Origin of the sequence: Aeromonas sp. 603404, assembly GCF_049171775.1 — a bacterium.
Classification (GTDB): domain Bacteria; phylum Pseudomonadota; class Gammaproteobacteria; order Enterobacterales; family Aeromonadaceae; genus Aeromonas; species Aeromonas veronii_A.
Genome location: NZ_JAAKPE010000021.1, coordinates 1 through 16,822 on the forward strand (window position 1 = coordinate 1; position 16,822 = coordinate 16,822).

18 protein-coding genes are annotated in these 16,822 nt (G+C 59.9%); 8 read left to right on the plus strand and 10 right to left on the minus strand.

Annotated elements, in window-relative coordinates; genetic code table 11:
• From G5306_RS19700 to G5306_RS19710, 3 genes are all read right to left on the minus strand, one after another.
• A partial coding sequence (locus G5306_RS19700) for a hypothetical protein (RefSeq protein ID WP_421313550.1) occupies window positions 1-226 on the minus strand: 226 nt, incomplete at its 3' end.
• 68 nt (window positions 227-294) lie between these two features.
• Window positions 295-2,877 carry a GNAT family N-acetyltransferase gene (locus G5306_RS19705; protein WP_421313552.1) on the minus strand — a complete coding sequence of 861 codons (2,583 nt, stop codon included), beginning with the start codon at window positions 2,875-2,877 and terminating at the stop codon, window positions 295-297.
• 73 nt (window positions 2,878-2,950) lie between these two features.
• On the minus strand, window positions 2,951-3,142 hold the full coding sequence (locus G5306_RS19710; RefSeq protein ID WP_005339486.1) for a hypothetical protein: 192 nt from the start codon (window positions 3,140-3,142) through the stop codon (window positions 2,951-2,953).
• A gap of 192 nt (window positions 3,143-3,334) precedes the next feature.
• On the opposite strand from G5306_RS19710, the gene G5306_RS19715 reads away from it, so the two are divergent.
• Entirely contained in the window at window positions 3,335-4,195 is an 861-nt protein-coding gene (locus G5306_RS19715) for a hypothetical protein (protein ID WP_236317843.1), read from the plus strand.
• Here G5306_RS19715 and ilvY read toward each other — a convergent pair.
• Entirely contained in the window at window positions 4,184-5,077 is an 894-nt protein-coding gene (ilvY, locus tag G5306_RS19720; protein ID WP_005342097.1) for an HTH-type transcriptional activator IlvY, read from the minus strand. The genes G5306_RS19715 and ilvY overlap by 12 nt on opposite strands.
• A gap of 221 nt (window positions 5,078-5,298) precedes the next feature.
• Between ilvY and ilvC the strand changes: the two genes are divergently transcribed.
• Complete coding sequence (ilvC, locus tag G5306_RS19725; RefSeq protein WP_421313554.1) at window positions 5,299-6,780, plus strand: ketol-acid reductoisomerase; 1,482 nt, start codon at window positions 5,299-5,301, stop codon at window positions 6,778-6,780.
• A gap of 156 nt (window positions 6,781-6,936) precedes the next feature.
• Here ilvC and pgi read toward each other — a convergent pair whose 3' ends face one another.
• The 5 genes from pgi to coaBC all read right to left on the minus strand — a co-directional run bounded on the left by pgi (window position 6,937) and on the right by coaBC (window position 12,342).
• Window positions 6,937-8,586: a glucose-6-phosphate isomerase gene (gene pgi / locus G5306_RS19730; RefSeq protein ID WP_236563704.1), complete on the minus strand. Its 1,650-nt coding sequence runs from the start codon at window positions 8,584-8,586 to the stop codon at window positions 6,937-6,939.
• Window positions 8,587-8,933: 347 nt separating this feature from the next.
• A complete protein-coding gene (locus G5306_RS19735) occupies window positions 8,934-9,770 on the minus strand; it encodes a mechanosensitive ion channel domain-containing protein (RefSeq protein ID WP_005339493.1) in 837 nt (278 codons plus the stop codon).
• A gap of 165 nt (window positions 9,771-9,935) precedes the next feature.
• Window positions 9,936-10,532: a nucleoid occlusion factor SlmA gene (gene slmA, locus G5306_RS19740; RefSeq protein ID WP_005339495.1), complete on the minus strand. Its 597-nt coding sequence runs from the start codon at window positions 10,530-10,532 to the stop codon at window positions 9,936-9,938.
• 67 nt (window positions 10,533-10,599) lie between these two features.
• Entirely contained in the window at window positions 10,600-11,058 is a 459-nt protein-coding gene (gene dut / locus G5306_RS19745; RefSeq protein ID WP_005339498.1) for a dUTP diphosphatase, read from the minus strand.
• Window positions 11,059-11,139: 81 nt separating this feature from the next.
• Window positions 11,140-12,342, minus strand: a complete 1,203-nt coding sequence (coaBC, locus tag G5306_RS19750) for a bifunctional phosphopantothenoylcysteine decarboxylase/phosphopantothenate--cysteine ligase CoaBC (protein ID WP_421210221.1) — start codon at window positions 12,340-12,342, stop codon at window positions 11,140-11,142.
• 147 nt (window positions 12,343-12,489) lie between these two features.
• Between coaBC and radC the strand changes: the two genes are divergently transcribed.
• From radC to G5306_RS19780, 6 genes are all read left to right on the plus strand, one after another.
• Window positions 12,490-13,164 (plus strand): RadC family protein, encoded by a 675-nt coding sequence (radC, locus tag G5306_RS19755; RefSeq protein ID WP_421259607.1) that lies wholly within the window; start codon window positions 12,490-12,492, stop codon window positions 13,162-13,164.
• A 136-nt stretch (window positions 13,165-13,300) separates the two neighbouring features.
• Window positions 13,301-13,537, plus strand: coding sequence for a 50S ribosomal protein L28 (gene rpmB, locus G5306_RS19760; protein ID WP_005307492.1), 237 nt, complete (start codon window positions 13,301-13,303; stop codon window positions 13,535-13,537).
• Window positions 13,538-13,548: 11 nt separating this feature from the next.
• Window positions 13,549-13,716, plus strand: a complete 168-nt coding sequence (gene rpmG, locus G5306_RS19765) for a 50S ribosomal protein L33 (RefSeq protein WP_005307500.1) — start codon at window positions 13,549-13,551, stop codon at window positions 13,714-13,716.
• Window positions 13,717-13,809: 93 nt separating this feature from the next.
• Window positions 13,810-14,265 (plus strand): hypothetical protein, encoded by a 456-nt coding sequence (locus G5306_RS19770; protein ID WP_216952392.1) that lies wholly within the window; start codon window positions 13,810-13,812, stop codon window positions 14,263-14,265.
• 24 nt (window positions 14,266-14,289) lie between these two features.
• Window positions 14,290-15,102 (plus strand): bifunctional DNA-formamidopyrimidine glycosylase/DNA-(apurinic or apyrimidinic site) lyase, encoded by an 813-nt coding sequence (gene mutM / locus G5306_RS19775; protein WP_005357390.1) that lies wholly within the window; start codon window positions 14,290-14,292, stop codon window positions 15,100-15,102.
• A 114-nt stretch (window positions 15,103-15,216) separates the two neighbouring features.
• Complete coding sequence (locus G5306_RS19780; protein ID WP_421313558.1) at window positions 15,217-16,179, plus strand: VirK/YbjX family protein; 963 nt, start codon at window positions 15,217-15,219, stop codon at window positions 16,177-16,179.
• Between the two features lie 64 nt (window positions 16,180-16,243).
• Here the strand turns inward: G5306_RS19780 and coaD are convergent, their stop codons facing one another.
• On the minus strand, window positions 16,244-16,729 hold the full coding sequence (gene coaD, locus G5306_RS19785) for a pantetheine-phosphate adenylyltransferase (protein WP_071914926.1): 486 nt from the start codon (window positions 16,727-16,729) through the stop codon (window positions 16,244-16,246).
• Window positions 16,730-16,822: the final 93 nt, after the last annotated feature.

The following is a 16,822-nucleotide window of genomic DNA, read 5'->3' on the forward strand; positions in this document are numbered from 1 at the left end:
TCGCGGGTTCGAGTCCCGTCCGCTCCGCCACTAATTTAAAGGCCTTCCCTGATGGGAAGGCCTTTTTGCTATGGGCGGTTTTGTCCATTAGACCCACAGATTTGCATACCAGAATCAACACAAAGCCCGGCTTCACGACCGGGCTTTGTGTTTTTAGCGTGTTAAACAGCCAACGTTTGGTTTTTACCTGCCAAGAGAGGGCCAGATAGCCGCTTATTCCCACCATTTTCGGGCTATATCAGAGTCTTATCAGTTTCATTTACAGCAATTTGAACGACTCTGCAGGTGGTCAAATCAGGCTTCTGTCGCTTGCTGGCTACAGAGCAGTTCCATATTGACCACCCCCTCTTCCATTTGCACATCGATCTTGAAGCCAAGTCGTTTGGCGAGGTTGACCATGCCGCGATTGCTGGGCATGGTCATGCCGGATAGCTGGCCAATCCCCTGCTCTTTGGCGTAACGGATGATCTTCTCCATCATCAATTTGCCGAGCCCCACCCCTTTCAAGTCCGATCGCACCAGAATGGCAAACTCGGCATCGCTCAGGTCCGGGGTCGAGATAGCGCGTACCACGCCGAGGATTTGATCCTGCAGCTCGCCATCTTGCCCTACCGCTACGAAGGCCATCTCCCGGTCGTAATCGATCTGGGTCATGCGGGCCAGCTCTTCGTGACCCAGTTCGCCGACATCGGCGAAGAAGCGTTTGTACCTGTCTTCATCAGAGACTTGCAGCACGAACTGCTTGTGAGCCGGTTCATCTTCCGGCCGGATTGGGCGCAGCAGGATATGGCGCTGATCTTTAAGCCAGGCACCCTCCTCCAGTTCGGTGGGATAGGGGCGGATCGCCAGTCGGTTGATTATCGGGATGGCGGGGTCAGTCAGTGTGAGGCTGGCATCCAGTACCACCATCTCGGTACCGCATGCTTGCAGCGGGTGCAGGTCCAGCTCCTGAATCTCCGGAAAGGCGAGCAATAGCTCTGAGAGCTGGCAAAGCACTTGGCCCAAGGCATCGATATCCAGTCGTTCCGGTGTGGCCTGCTCACGGATCTTGCGACTCTTGAGTGCGCCGATGATCTGGTAACGGGCCAGTGCCTGATTGAGCGGTGGCAAGGCAGCCACCATCTCCTGCGGTTCCGCACCCGACTCACCCAGCAGAATGACGGGGCCAAAGATGGCGTCTTGCTGGATGCGTACCCGCAGTTCGAGGCCGCCGCTGCGGCGAGCCATGCGCTGTACCAGCAGCCCTTCGATACGGGCGCCCGGATCATGCTGTTTGACCCTGTCCAGAATGGCATCTGCGGCTTGCGCCACTTCGGCCGAGGTACGGAGGTTGAGTACCACGCCGTGAACGGCCGATTTGTGCAGGATGTCGGGCGAGCGCAGTTTTACCGCTACTGGATAGCCGATCTGCTCGGCGGTGAGGGTCGCCTCGATGGCGTCGGTGACGATCCAGGTTGGCAGGGTCGATAGACCGGCGGCTTGTAAAATCGGGTGCACCAGATGGGTATCCAATCTTAGCTGTTTGCGGTCTTGCGCCTGGCGGATCAGCTGCTGGCACAGATCTACATTGAGCTGGTTGCCGTGCAGTGACGCCGGGGTTTCCATCAACTGCTTCTGGTTGCGGCGGTATTCCACCATGTGCATGAAGGCTGCCATGGCGCTTTCCGGCGTGCGGTAGGTCGGGAAGCCCGCCTCGGTAAAGAGTTTGCGACCCTCCTGCGCCGAGTATTCGCCCGCCCAGTTGGTGAGGATATTGAAACGGCGCGCTCTGGGATGCTGTTTCAGATGGGCGATAAGATGGCTGGCCAGCGGCGCGCTCGGTGCCGTGAGCGAGGGGGCGTGGATAATCAGGATGGCGTCGATGCCGTCTTCCTGCAACATGCTGTCCAGCGCCTCCTGATAGGTGGTGATGGTGGCATCGCTGCCGATATCGAGCGGCGGGCGAGCCAGCTTTCCGCCCCGCTCCAGCAGCACATCTACCGCCATATTGGCCAGCCCGCGACCGTTGGAGATGATGGCGAGCCGCTCCCCCTTGAGGGTCATGGAGTGGCTGAGGGTTTCCACCGCGGCAAACAGTTCGTGGGTATCCCGCACCCGCAGCATACCGGCGCGGCGGATGGCGGCATCATAGACATTGTCGAGACCGTGGGTCGGTTCGTGGCGCCCGCTTTTCAGCACCAGGATCGGCTTGTTGCGTGAGGCTGCCCGCGCCGCCGAGAGAAAGTGGCGGGCGTCGTGCAACTTGTCCATGTAGATCAAAATGGCGCGGGTGACGCTGTCGCGGGAGAGCTGGTCCAGCAGCTGGCCGAAGTCGATATCGCAGTGATCACCAAGGGAGATGAAGGCGGAAAAGCCCAGTTCATGCTGCTTGGCCCAATCCAGAATGGTGGTGCTGACGGCGGCGGATTGCGACAGAAATGCGACCTGCCCCGGCTTGGCGGCAATGGGGGAAAAGCTGGCGTTGATCCCCTGGCCGGGCAGCAGCATTCCCATGCTGTTGGGGCCGAGCAGGCGAATGCCATATTGCTGGCAGACCCGTTTCAGCTCCAGCCGCTCCTCGGGGGAAAAGTCGGCGGCCAGTATGATGGCTGCGCCCGTACCCTTCTGGCCGAGCGCTTCCAGCAACGGCAAGACCCGCTCCCGCCTGGTGCAGATGATGGCGAGATCCGGGGTCAGCGGCAGACTGGCGATATCGGGATAGGCCAGCACGCCGGCGATGGCCTTGTTGCGCGGGGTGACGGGGAGGATGGGCCCTTTGAACTGGCCCGCCAGCAGGTGGCGCACGATCACATGACCCGCCTTGAGCGGGTCGGTCGAGGCGCCGATCACGGCGATTGAGTGGGGTTTGAACAGCCGATCCAGACCGCTTGCTTTCATGGGCACTCCCGACAAAAGGGGGAAGATACCAGTCTAATACGCCTTTGCTGCGGGTTCTGTGACCGGATCCTGATCACCGTTTGTTCAGGGCATTGGCACGCAGATAAAAGCGCAGTTCGCCTTGCACCCGGCGAATGGCACCCAGATGGCGTTCCTGCAGATAGATATCCTGCTCTCGGTCGAGTGCCGTGCTGGGCACGCCCATGCTTTGCAGATACTCGTCAAACAGGGTTGAACCCTTGATCTCTACCAGATGCTGTTTCATGGCTCTCCTCCCTGCGCCTTGGCGTTTGTTGATGAACGCCCAGTCTGCGATGACCTGCCGGGTTTGCCTATTGTCACTTTTGACACGAGATTTGACACGAGAGCGCTCACACATCTTTCAGAGAGGGCGCCGTTGAGGCGCTGGCTGGCGTTATAGTATGGCGAGGAGCATGAGGCACGGATGGTGCACAGGATGATCAGAGTCTGGTGGTGGTGCATGGCACTGTGGACGGTTGGCGTATCGGCAACCGAGCAGCCTATCCGCGCCTGGAATCTGCTGCTGGATCACCCCAACCCCGCCGTCGTCCAGTTGCTGCGCCTCTCTCTCGATCTCACCGTGCCCGAATATGGCCCCTATCAGCTGGTATCCAGCCCGCAAATGGAGCAGGGGCGGGCGGTGAAGGAGCTGCGCAGCGGTGAGCTGGTTCAGGTCGGTGTCTTTGCCCCGGATGGTCAGCGAGAACGGGAGTTGCTGGCAATCCACATTCCGCTGGCCAAGGGGCTGCTGGGGTGGCGGGTGTGTCTGGTTCGGCAGGGGGATGAGAGGCGTTTTGCCGCCATCGGGTCGTTGGCAGACTGGCATCGCGCCGGACTCTCCATCGGTCAGCACAGATCCTGGCCAGACACCCAGTTGCTGCGGGCTAACGGCCTCAAGGTGACGGTGGGCAATCTTTATGAGGCGCTCTTCAACATGCTGCGCAAGAAGCGCTTTGACTGCTTCCTGCGCTCGGTCATCGAGGTCGAGGATGAGCTAAGGCAGCATCCGGATCTCGCCATCGAGCCCCGTCTGGTGTTTCGCTATCCGCTGGCGCTGCTCTTCTTTGTCTCGCCAAAATATCCGGAGCTGGCGCAGCGCATCGAGCTTGGCCTGCTGCGGGCGCGGCAGTCTGGTGCTTTTGACCGGGTCTTTGAAGAGGGATTTGGCAGCACCATTCGGCGGCTGAAACTGGATGAGCGGGTGCGCCTCGAGCTGCATAACCCCGACTTGCCGCAGCCCAGCCGCATCATGATGGCCGATCCGGCCCTTATCTATAATCCGGTGTCAGCGCAGTGAGCCCTGATTCTGCGCAGTATCCCAGAAGGCGCGGATCAGCGGTTCCTCCAGCCGCTTCTTGAGTACCCCGATCCCCACATCAAATGGTTTGAAGGCTGGCTTGAGGTCGATGATCCGCACCTTGTCGCCGAGCGGGCTGTGGTCGATCACTGCTGCCGGCACCAGCCCCACGCCACAGCCGAGCGCCACCATGGCGACAATCCCCTCATTACCCGCCACTTCGGCATAGATGTTGGGCGCGATCCCCTTGTTGCGAAACCATTGGTCGCTGCGTTTGCGGGCCAGCCCCTGCTCGGAGAGGATGACAGGCAGCTGCTCCCAGTCCGGCTCGCCCTGACGGAACCACTGGTTCAGCTGCGGGGCATTGCGCGGCGCGATAAAGACCAGCGGCACCAGTTGCAGGCTGGCGAACTCCAGCTTGGCGGGCAGAGCGTCGGGACGGGCGGCGATGGCGAGATCGGCCTCGTCGGCCAGGATTTTGTCCACCGCCAGCGCCGGGTCACCGGTCTCCAGCTTGATCTCCAGCTGGGGGTAGCGGCGGCGAAAGCGCTCCAGTACCTCGGGCAGCAGAAAGTAGCTGGCGGTGACCGAACAGAAGACCCGCAGCCGCCCCTGCAGCGGCTCGTCGCTGCGTTTGAGCTCCTGCTTGAGCTGACGCCACTCCTGCAACAGGCCGCCGCCGAATTCGCGCAGCTTCTCGCCGGCGGGGGTGAGCCGTACCGAGCGGTTGTCCCGCTCGAACAGGATGCAGCCGGTCTCCTGCTCCAGTCGCTGGATGGCGCGGCTCAGGGTGGAGGGGCTGACCGCCATGGCATCGGCGCTCTTGCCGAAGTGGAGGGAGTCGGCGAGGTGGAGAAACAGCTCGAGATTGCGAAGGTCCATCTTTCAGCTCCTGGCGCGGCTTGTGTGCCCGATATCCAGCGGTTGGCGGCTTGTTTCTGCCATCTCGCGGTACATTCAGCAGGCAATTATGAAGGATTAACGTTTCAATTATTGCAACGTACTGTTTCGAATATATCAGTTCAGGCAATAAGTGTCCCGCGCTATAGTGGTTCAGACAACGCCGCTACCCGGCATGGAATCAATCGAACGGAGCAATCACCATGGCTAACTATTTCAACACCTTGAACCTGCGTCAGCAGTTGGCCCAATTGGGCAAGTGTCGTTTCATGCAGCGCGAAGAGTTCGCGGACGGCTGCAACGTGCTGAAGGGCAAGAAGGTGGTGATTGTGGGCTGTGGTGCCCAGGGTCTGAACCAGGGTCTGAACATGCGTGACTCCGGGCTGGATATCTCCTACGCCCTGCGCAAGGCCGCCATCACCGAGAAGCGTGCCTCCTGGCAGAAAGCCACCGACAACGGCTTCGCGGTCGGTACCTATGAAGAGCTGATCCCGACCGCCGATCTGGTGCTGAACCTGACCCCGGACAAGCAGCACTCCGACGTCGTGAAAACCGTGATGCCGCTGATGAAGCAGGGCGCCGCGCTGGGCTACTCCCACGGCTTCAACGTGGTGGAAGAGGGTCAGCAGATCCGCGCCGACATCACTGTCGTGATGGTTGCGCCCAAGTGCCCGGGTACCGAAGTGCGTGAGGAGTACAAGCGTGGCTTTGGTGTGCCGACCCTGATCGCCGTTCACCCAGAGAACGATCCCAAGGGCGAAGGCATGGCCATCGCCAAGGCGTGGGCCTCTGCCACCGGCGGCGACCGTGCCGGGGTGCTGGAATCCTCCTTCGTGGCGGAAGTGAAATCCGACCTGATGGGCGAGCAGACCATCCTCTGCGGCATGCTGCAGGCCGGTTCCCTGCTCTGCTACGACAAGCTGGTTGCCGAAGGCACAGACCCGGCCTACGCCGGCAAGCTGATCCAGTTCGGCTGGGAGACCATCACCGAAGCCCTGAAGCAGGGCGGCATCAGCCTGATGATGGATCGCCTCTCCAACCCGGCCAAGTTGCGCGCCTTCGAGCTCTCCGAGCAGCTCAAGACCCTGATGCGCCCACTGTTCGAGAAGCACATGGACGACATTATCGCCGGTGAGTTCTCCCGCGGCATGATGGCCGACTGGGCCGAAGATGACGTCAAACTGTTCACCTGGCGTGAAGAGACCGGCAAGTCCGCCTTCGAAAACGCCCCGGCGTTCGCTGGCAAGATTGCCGAGCAGGAGTACTTTGACAATGGCGTGGTGATGGTGGCCATGGTCAAGGCGGGTGTCGAGCTGGCGTTCGAGACCATGGTGGCTTCCGGTATCTACGAGGAGTCTGCCTACTACGAATCCCTGCACGAGTTGCCGTTGATCGCCAACACCGTTGCCCGCAAGCGCCTGTACGAGATGAACGTGGTTATTTCCGACACCGCTGAGTACGGTAACTACCTGTTCGCCAACGCTGCCGTGCCCTTGCTGCGCGAGCACTTCATGCCGACCCTGAAAGCGGGCGATCTGGGTGCCAGCAAGGCGGAAGGGCAGAGCGTCGACAACCTGGCGCTGCTGGCGGCCAACGAAGCGACCCGCAACCACCCGATCGAAAAAATCGGCCAGGTACTGCGCGGTTACATGAAGGACATGAAACGCATCGCCGTTGGCGGTTAAGTCTGCATCGGGCAGGATGATGAAGGGGCGGGGATGACGATCCCCGTCGCCGGCCGGACTGGACACCCGCTCGGCCAGCCAGAAAACTCAGCCTGACAGTCATAAAAAAGCCCCGCTCATCGAGCGGGGCTTTTGCATTCAGAAAGGCCGGATAAATCAGGCTTTCCACGCTTTCCAGGTGTTGATCAGACCGTTGGTGGAGCAGTCGTGGCTGGTGACAGCCTCGTTGTTGCCCAGCTCAGGCAGGATCTTGTTGGCCAGCTGTTTGCCCAGCTCCACGCCCCACTGGTCGAAGGAGAAGATGTTCCAGATTGCGCCCTGTACGAAGATCTTGTGCTCGTACATGGCGATCAGGGCACCCAGGGTTTTCGGGGTCAGGCTCTTGAACAGGATGGAGTTGGTCGGGCGGTTGCCTTCGAACACCTTGAACGGCACCAGATCCTTGACCTGCTCCAGGGTTTTGCCAGCCGCCAGGAACTCGGCTTCGACCTGTTCTTTGCTCTTGCCGAAGGCCAGCGCTTCGGTCTGGGCGAAGAAGTTGGCCAGCAGTTTCGGATGGTGGTCACCGATCGGGTTGTGGCTGATGGCTGGCGCCAGGAAGTCGCAGGGGATCAGCTTGGTGCCTTGGTGGATCAGCTGGTAGAAGGCGTGCTGGCCGTTGGTGCCCGGCTCACCCCAGATGATGGGGCCAGTCTGGTAGTCAACCGGCTTGCCATTACGATCCACGTACTTGCCGTTGGACTCCATGTTGCCCTGCTGGAAGTAGGCAGGGAAGCGGTGCATGTACTGGTCGTACGGCAGAATGGCTTCGGACTCGGCACCGTAGAAGTTGTTGTACCACAGGCCGATCAGCGCTAGCAGAACCGGCACGTTCTGCTCATAGGAGGCAGTGGCGAAGTGCATGTCCATCTCGAAGGCGCCTTGCAGCAGGGCTTCGAAGTTCTCGAAACCGACAGACAGGGCGATGGGCATGCCGATGGCAGACCAGGAGGAGTAGCGGCCGCCAACCCAGTCCCAGAACTCGAACATGTTGTTGGTGTCGATGCCGAACTCGGCCACGGCCTTGCCGTTGGTGGAGAGCGCGGCGAAGTGCTTGGCAACGTGGGCCTTGTCACCGGCGATGTTGATGAACCAGTCGCGGGCGGTCAGGGCGTTGGTCATGGTCTCCTGGGTGGTGAAGGTCTTGGAGGCCACCAGGAACAGGGTGGTTTCCGGATCGATCTTCTTCAGGGTCTCGGCGATGTGGGTGCCATCGACGTTGGAGACGAAGTGCATCTGCAGGTGGTTTTTGTAGGGACGCAGAGCCTCGGTGATCATCACCGGGCCCAGATCAGAGCCACCGATACCGATGTTGACCACGTGCTGGATCGCCTTGCCGGTGTAGCCTTTCCACTCGCCTCCGATTACCTTCTCGCAGAAGCCTTTCATCTTGGCCAGTACGGCGTTCACTTCCGGCATCACGTCCTTGCCGTCGCACTCAATGGGGCGGTCGGAGCGGTTGCGCAGGGCCACGTGCAGTACGGAGCGGCCTTCGGTCATGTTGATCTTGTCGCCATTGAACATGGCATCGATCGCGCTGCGAAGATCGGTCTCTTTGGCCAGATCAACCAGCAACTTGAGGGTTTCTTCGGTGATCAGGTTCTTCGAGTAATCAACCAGGATGTCGCCGCCGAAGGTAAGGGAAAACTTGTCAAAGCGCTTCGGGTCCTGCGCGAACAGATCCTTGAGTCGAGTCTCTTTGTTTGCTGCAAAGTGGGCTTCCAGTGCCTGCCAGGCCTGGGTTTGGGTTGGATTGATATTTTTCATAGGATTCCTGAAATGCCAAGTTGTGTTTGAACCTTGCAGGCAAGGTCCCGCCAAACCTTATTATCCGAGCATTATAGCGAGCCTGCCGGGCGGCCCGTGTAACAGATTTTTACCGATTGTCTTTTACCGCAATGGGTCACTGTCGGGAGCATACAACCAGAACATTGGGATTATGTGTCACGAAAGCAAGGCGGATCTTGCGCTTGCTCATGATTGGGGCCACCCCGATAGCCTGAAATTGTTTTCATCCGGTTGGCGTGGTTATGCATCGACATTGCCATGGGCTGGGGCCAGAAACGACAATGCCAGCCCGAAGGCTGGCATTGTCTGTTGCCGCAGAACCGTGATCACGCCTGCGGTTTTTGCATGTGCATCACCATCTGCGGGAAGGGGATCTCGATGCCTTCGGCATCAAAGGTCAGTTTCACCTTCTCGTGGAAGTCGAACCAGACACCCCAGTAGTCAGCGGTTTTCACCCAGGGGCGCACCACGATATTGACCGAGGAGTCGGCCAGCGCGGCAACGGCGATGGTGGCTGCCGGATCTTTCAGGATGCGTGGCTCTTCGCTTACCAGACGCTCGAGGATCTGTTTGGCCTTGCGCAGGTCAGAGCCGTAGCCGATGCCAAAGGTCATGTCGACGCGGCGGGTATCCATGCGCGAGTAGTTGACGATGGTGCCGTTGAGGATGGCGGAGTTCGGGACTACTACCATCTTGTTGTCACCGGAGGTGAGGGTGGTGGTAAAGAGCTGAACGGACTGTACTACACCCGCGGTACCTGCAACTTCGATGAACTCGCCCGCCTTGATGGGGCGGAAGATAATCAGCAGGAAGCCGGCAGCGAAGTTGGAGAGCGAGCCTTGCAGCGCCAGACCGATGGCCAGACCGGCGGCACCGATAATGGCGACGAAGGAGGCGGTCTGCACGCCGACACGGCCCAGCGCGGCGATCACTACGAACACCAGAATGGCGTACTTGAGGATGCTGCCGACGAAGTGAGTGACGGTGGTGTCCAGCTTGCGGGCCTGCATCACCTTGACCACACCACCGCTGATGAGGTTGGCGGCGATATAGCCGACCAGCAGGGTCAGCAGGGCGGCGGCGATATTGACGCCGTATTCGATCAGCAGTCCCTGATTATTGACCAGCCAGGTCTGCGCTTCGGTAATGATTTCGGGTTCCATAGGATGTCCTGTCAGGTTCTAAAAGGTTTATGGTGGATAAATCTAACACCGCAGCGCGACAGTACGGGTCGCATCTGGTACTTCTTTTCTGCCATAAAAACCTGACACAAAAAAGAAGGGAGGCCAAAGCCTCTCTTCTTTTTGCTGAATGACGCGAAAAAAACATCAGCTCTGCAGCAGTTGGCTGCGGATAAATTGCCACTGATCTTCGAAACCTGCGGTCGGCTTGAGCTTGAACTCGGAGCGCACGAACTGGCTGATGCGACCTTCGGTGTAGGCCAGCAGCAGATTGGCCAACATGGTCTCGTCGAGCTGGAAGCCCTGACCCTCGCGCAGCCGCTTCTCGCGCAGCACCTGCTTGATCTGGGTCTCCAGCTTGTCGAACAGGATGCTGATGCGATCCCGCAGCCGATCGTGCTCACCCAGCAGGGCGTCGCCATTGAGGATGCGGGTAATGCCGGGATTGCGCTCGGCGAACACCAGCAGCAGCTGCAGGATATGGTGGCAGCGCGCCATGGTGTCCTTCTCTTCCGCCATGATCAGATTGACCCGTGACAGCAGGGAATCCTCGATAAAGTCGATCAGCCCCTCGAACATCCGCGCCTTGCTGGGAAAATGTCGATAGAGGGCTGCTTCAGAGACGCCGACCTCGGCCGCCAGACGGGCCGTGGTGATGCGCTGACCCGGACTGGTTTCCAGCATATGGGCGAGCGCCTGCAGGATCTGATCGCGCCGACTCTGTTTCTGATTACTGCTTGCCATGGATTCCCCTAAAAAAACAATGGCTTGATTCTATTATTAGGCACCGCCATCGGGCTGGTGTGGTCTGTTATTGTCGACCAGAAGAACCAAAACCGCCTTCACCCCGTTCGCTCTGATTGAACTCATCGACCAGTTGGAAGCTGGCCTGAACTACCGGCATGATCACCAGCTGGGCGATGCGCTCGCCGGGTTGCATGGTGAACTCATCCTTGCCGCGGTTCCAGACCGAGACCATCAGCTGACCCTGGTAATCGGAATCGATCAGACCGACCAGGTTGCCCAGCACGATGCCGTGCTTATGGCCGAGGCCGGAGCGGGGCAGAATGGTGGCACACAGACCCGGATCCTGGATGTGGATGGCCAGACCGGTCGGCACCAAGGTGGTATCACCCGGAGCCAGAGTCAGCGGCGCATCCAGCAGTGCGCGCAGATCCATGCCGGCAGAGCCCGGTGTGGCGTAGGCGGGCAGCGGGTACTCGGTACCGATACGGGCATCCAGAATCTTCAGTTCAATTTGTGTAGTCATGAATCGCTTTTTCAGTTGGATCTTGTATTGGCGCCCCTCTTGGCAAGGCGGGGCGCCGTGAGTCTTGTTCTGTCGGGACGCTCAGTGCCGGTAGTGGCGCGCAATCAGGGCGATCAGGTGACGGGCCAGCGTCAGCTTGTCGGCCAGCGGCAGCGGGGCCTGGCCCCCTTGCCAGAACACGGTCAGGGCGTTGTCATCGGCGTTGAAGCCTTGCCCCTCGCGGGACACATCGTTGGCGGCGATCATGTCCAGCCGCTTACGCTGCAACTTGTCGAGGGCGTATTGTTCCACATCCACGGTTTCGGCGGCAAATCCGACGGTGAAGGGTTTGTCTGAAAGGGCGCCGACGGCCGCGATGATGTCGGGGTTTTTCACCAGCTTCACCACCATCTGGTCGTTGTCGCCGGTTTTCTTGATCTTCTGGCTGGCCACCTGCTCAGGACGATAGTCGGCTACCGCCGCGCAGCCGATGAAGAGGTCGCACTCGCCGACTCGGCTCATTACCGCCTGATGCATCTGCTCGGCGCTTTCGACATCGATGCGGGTGACGCCAGCTGGTGTAGCCAGCGTTACCGGGCCGCTCACCAGCGTCACCTCGGCGCCCGCTTCACGAGCGGCGCGAGCGATGGCGTAACCCATCTTGCCGGAGCTGTGGTTGCTGATGTAGCGCACCGGATCCAGCGCCTCGCGGGTTGGACCGGCGGTGAGCAGCAGCTTGACGCCTGCCAGCAAGGGCTCGGCGGCCAGCTGCTGGCAGCAGCGATCCACCAGTTCGAGGGGGTCCAGCATCCGCCCCGGGCCCACATCGCCACAGGCCTGGCTGCCGGCATCCGGGCCCCACAGCAGAATGCCGCGGCTGGCCAGGGTCTTGAGGTTGGCCTGGGTGGCGGCGTTGAGATACATCTGCTGATTCATTGCTGGTGCCAGCGCGATGGACGCCGGAGTGGCCAGACAGAGGGTGGTCAGCAGTTCGTCGGCCATGCCTGCAGCCATCCGCGCCATCAGGTTGGCGCTGGCGGGGGCGATCAGCACCAGATCGGCCCACTTGGCCAGTTCGATATGGCCCATGCCCGCTTCGGCAGAGGGGTCCAGCAGGCTGTAGGCCACCGGATGACCGGAGACCGCCTGCAGGGTCAGCGGGGTGATGAACTCCTTGGCGGAGCGGGTCATCACCACCCGCACTTCGGCGCCCTGATCTTTCAGGCGGCGTACCAGCTCGGCACTCTTGTAGGCGGCGATCCCGCCACTGACACCCAACAGGATGCGTTTATCGGCCAATCTCATCTGCTGTTTCTCTATCCGGCTCATTCTGACTGGTCGGCTAAGATACCACAGGCAATGGATGACGACAGGGGTTGGCATCAAGGGGTGTGGTCGGGCGTGCGCAATTTTTTGCTATGTTTTTTCTCAACAGGGATGAGGGAGAGACAAATGAGCATCAAAGAGTGGCCGGAAGATGAACGCCCCAGAGAGAAGTTGCTGCGTCAGGGGTCTGCGGCGCTCTCCGATGCCGAGCTGCTCGCCATCTTTCTGCGCACCGGTGTCAATGGCCTGAGTGCAGTGGATCTTTCACGCAACTTGTTGAATCAATTCGGCTCTTTACGCAGTTTGCTGGGGGCGGATCAACGGTCATTCTGCGAGGCGCACGGCCTTGGCCCGGCCAAATATGCCCAGTTGCAGGCGGTGCTGGAGATGGCCAGACGCCATCTGGCCGAGCAGTTGCAACGGGGTGATGCGCTCACCTCGCCCCAGCTGACCCGGGACTATCTGCAGGCCCAGCTGCGGGATCGGCCACGCGAGGTGTTTGCCCTGCTGTTGCTCGACAATCAGCACAGAGTCATTCAATTTGTTGAGCTTTTTTTCGGCACTATCGACTCGGCGAGCGTCTGGCCAAGAGAAATCGTGCAGATCGCGCTCAAACATAATGCAGCCGCAGTGATTCTGGCGCATAATCACCCGTCCGGCGTCGCCGAGCCCAGCAGGGCCGACCGCCAGATCACGGATCGGATCACGGCCGCTTTGGCCCTGATCGATATCAGAGTGCTGGATCACTTGGTGATCGGTGACGGCATCACGGTTTCTTTTGCCGAGCGCGGTTGGCTATAACTGTGCTCTGGCACCGTATTAGTTGATCTTTGATCACGGATGCTGTATAAAATGCCGCCTTCTGTTTGCCCCGCAATCGAAGGCCAGCGGGGCAGATATTTGCTCGAGCAATGAAGTAAGATTTGGAGAGACTGACATGTCTAGAGTATGCCAAGTAACCGGCAAGCGCCCGGCAGTTGGTAACAACCGTTCGCACGCTAACAACGCTACCAAGCGTCGTTTCCTGCCGAACCTGCACACTCACCGTTTCTGGGTTGAGAGTGAAAAACGCTTCGTAAGCCTGCGCGTATCCGCAAAAGGCATGCGTATCATCGACAAGCGTGGCGTTGAAGTGGTTCTGGCTGAACTGCGCGCCAGCGGTGTTAAGGTATAAGGAATTAGATCATGGCTAAAGGTATTCGCGAGAAAATTCGCCTGAACTCCAGCGCCGGTACTGGTCACTTCTATACCACTACCAAAAACAAGCGCACCATGCCCGAAAAAATGGAGATCAAAAAGTTTGATCCCGTTGTTCGTCAGCATGTGATCTACAAGGAAGGCAAAATCAAGTAATTACTTGATGCTGCATTCCCAAAAACCCGGCTTCGTGCCGGGTTTTTTTATGCGTCGAATTCAGTACACTGCCGGTTCAAAGGGAGACTTGCCATGTTCAAATTGAGCCGCAAAGGCTGGAATAACGTGATCATCGTGGTGGTGCTGATCGTGATCACCCTGTTGCATCGTATGGAGTTGGCCCAGCAGGAGAATAGCGCCAAGCGGGCTCGCCCCTTGCTGCCTGATGCGGCTGTGGTGCTCACCTGGCAGGGGCCGAGCTGGCAGATTGAGCGGATCGGTCAGGGCTGGCGCAGCGGGCCGGATCTGGGGCTCGACAGCGCGCAGCTGGATGCCCGTCTGGCACGTTGGCAGGGCTGGTTGTTACCCCCCGGTGAAGCGGTACGCGGTGCGCCGGTGACCATCAAGGTGTGGATTGCCGGCCAGAACGATCCGGTCGAGATCGGCCTCTATCAGAATAGCGGTCAGTATGGTGCCCAGCTGCCGTCCGGTCTCTGGCTCGCCCTCACAGCCGAGCAGTATCGCGATCTGCTGCGCCCTGCCCCCTGAGTTCCTTTTCCTTGTGAGGTACCCATGCCTGAATTGCCAGAAGTTGAAGTCAGCCGTCAGGGGATCTCCCCCTGGCTCACCGGTATCAAGGTGACGCGCGTGGTGGTGCGGGATGGCCGCCTGCGCTGGCCGATCCCCGGTGAGATTCAGGAGCTGGTGGACCTCACCATCCATCGGGTGCGCCGCCGTGCCAAATACCTGCTGCTGGAGACCGATTTCGGCACCGCCATCCTCCATCTGGGGATGTCCGGCAGCCTGCGGGTACTGGATATCGGCACCCCGGCCGAGAAGCACGACCATGTGGATATCGAGCTGGAGAATGGCAAGCTGCTGCGGCTCAACGATCCGCGCCGCTTCGGCGCCCTGCTCTGGACCAGGGAACCGGCCGAAGCCCACGCGCTGCTCGCCAAGCTGGGGCCCGAGCCGCTCACCGATGCCTTCAGTGCTGATTACCTGCAGGGGCGTGCCAAGGGGCGCAGCACTGCCATCAAGCAGTTCCTGATGGACAATCAGGTGGTGGTCGGGGTAGGCAACATCTACGCCAACGAGGCGCTCTATGCCGCCGGTATTCACCCCAAACGGGCGGCGGGCAATATCAGCGCCGAGCGGCTGGGAACCCTGGTGGCCGAGATCAAGCGGGTGTTGGCCGAAGCCATCCGGCAGGGCGGCACCACCCTCAAGGATTTCACCAGTGCCGATGGCAAGCCAGGCTATTTCGTGCAGCAGTTGCAGGTCTACGGCCGTGGCGGTCAGCCCTGTTTCCACTGTCACACCCTGCTGACCGAGACAAGAATGGGGCAGCGTACCACGGTTTTTTGCAGTCATTGCCAGCGCTGAGCGTACTTTTTTCCCCGATCCGGGGGAAGTTGTAACAGCATATTTCCAGGCTGTTGAATATTTGCGCAGTCATTACTAGTATCAGCGGCCGTTCAGGCGGTTTGAGAACTAGAAATGACTTTAAAATCAATAGACTGGGAGTATCTATCCCGGCAGGAGCGCTATTGCGCAAAATCCATGGCCCGCTTCCTCTATCCCGAGGGGTGCGAGCGCCAAACCTTCAATCGCGGCAAGTTTGTGCTGCGCAGCCTGCTCTATCGCAAGTCGTTGAGCCGGGTCTTCAGCCTGTTTCAGTGCGACTCGCTCAAGGCACTGCCAGCTGTTTATCCCGAGCTGCTCGACAAGCCGATGCGTCCCTATCGCTTCGCCTGTGCCAGCGCCCGTCAACGGGCCGAGATGCTGGAAAATCACTATCGGTTGCTGCTGGAGTGCTACCCCCAGCTGATTGATCCCCTCTATCTGGGCGAGGGGATCGAGTTGGGGCACTATCCCCAGAGTGGCTGCCGCCTTCTGCTGCGCCATGATGGCACCTTCCGCCGCGAGGCCGAGCTGGCGCTCTCCATCGTCAACGGCGAGGGGCAGCGCCTCTACAGCTGCGCCTTTTCGCTGGCGGGTAGCGTGGTTCATTTGATTCTGATGATCGGCTCCATGCAGGGGCCGGAGCCTGCGGTCGAGAATGCCCAGGATCGGGTGCGCGAGCTGACCAAAGAGGGACACGGCCTGCGGCCCAAATCCCTGCTGGTGCAGCTGGTGCTGCAACTGGCGCAGAGCATGGGGGCGGCGGAGGTGCTGGCGGTGCGCAAGCGGGCCCACGTGTTTCAGGCTAGGCGCTACAGCAGCAAGCAAAAAGCCAACCTGCAGGCCGATTATGACGAGCTGTGGCAGGAGTTCGACGCCCGGGATGTGGATGCCAACTTTGTCGCCCTGCAAACCCAGCCGCGCAAGCCGCTGGAGGAGATTGCCTCCAGGAAGCGGGCCATGTATCGGCGCCGCTACGAGTGGCTCGATCTGCTGGTTCAGGAGATGAACGAGCGGTTCGCCCGTCAGGAACCGGCAAGCAGGCTGACCTCTCCATAGCGAGAGAGATACAACAAGGGCTACCCGCGGGTAGCCCTTGTCGTTTCTGCCATCAGGGGAGGAATTAGCGCTGTTGCTGTTTGGCTGCGATTGCCTGGGCTACCACGGGGTCGACAAACTGGCGGATGTCGCCACCGTGCAGCGCCACCTCTTTCACCAAGGTGGAGGAGATAAAGGAGTTCTCCTCGGCCGGGGTGAGGAAGACGCTCTCAAGCGTGGGCATCAGGCGGCGGTTCATGTTGGCCAGCTGGAACTCGTACTCGAAGTCGGAGACGGCGCGCAGGCCGCGGATCAGCACATTGGCCTGATGCTCTTTGGCGAAATCGACCAGCAGCCCGGAGAAGCCGACCACCTTGACGTTGGGAAGCTGGCTGGTCACTTGCTGGACAAGCTGGACACGTTCCGCCAGATCGAACAGCGGGCGCTTGCTCGGGCTGTTGGCGACGCCGACGATCACCTCGTCAAACAGCTTGGCGGCGCGGCCGATCAGGTCGGCATGGCCATTGGTAACGGGATCAAATGTCCCGGGATAGATCACCCTGGTAGTCATCTTTGTGGTCCTGCAACCTGGAAATTTGGTCGCATTATAAGGTCGTCGCTTGAGAATAGCAGTGCATCAGGCAAGAATACGCCATCGCGCATC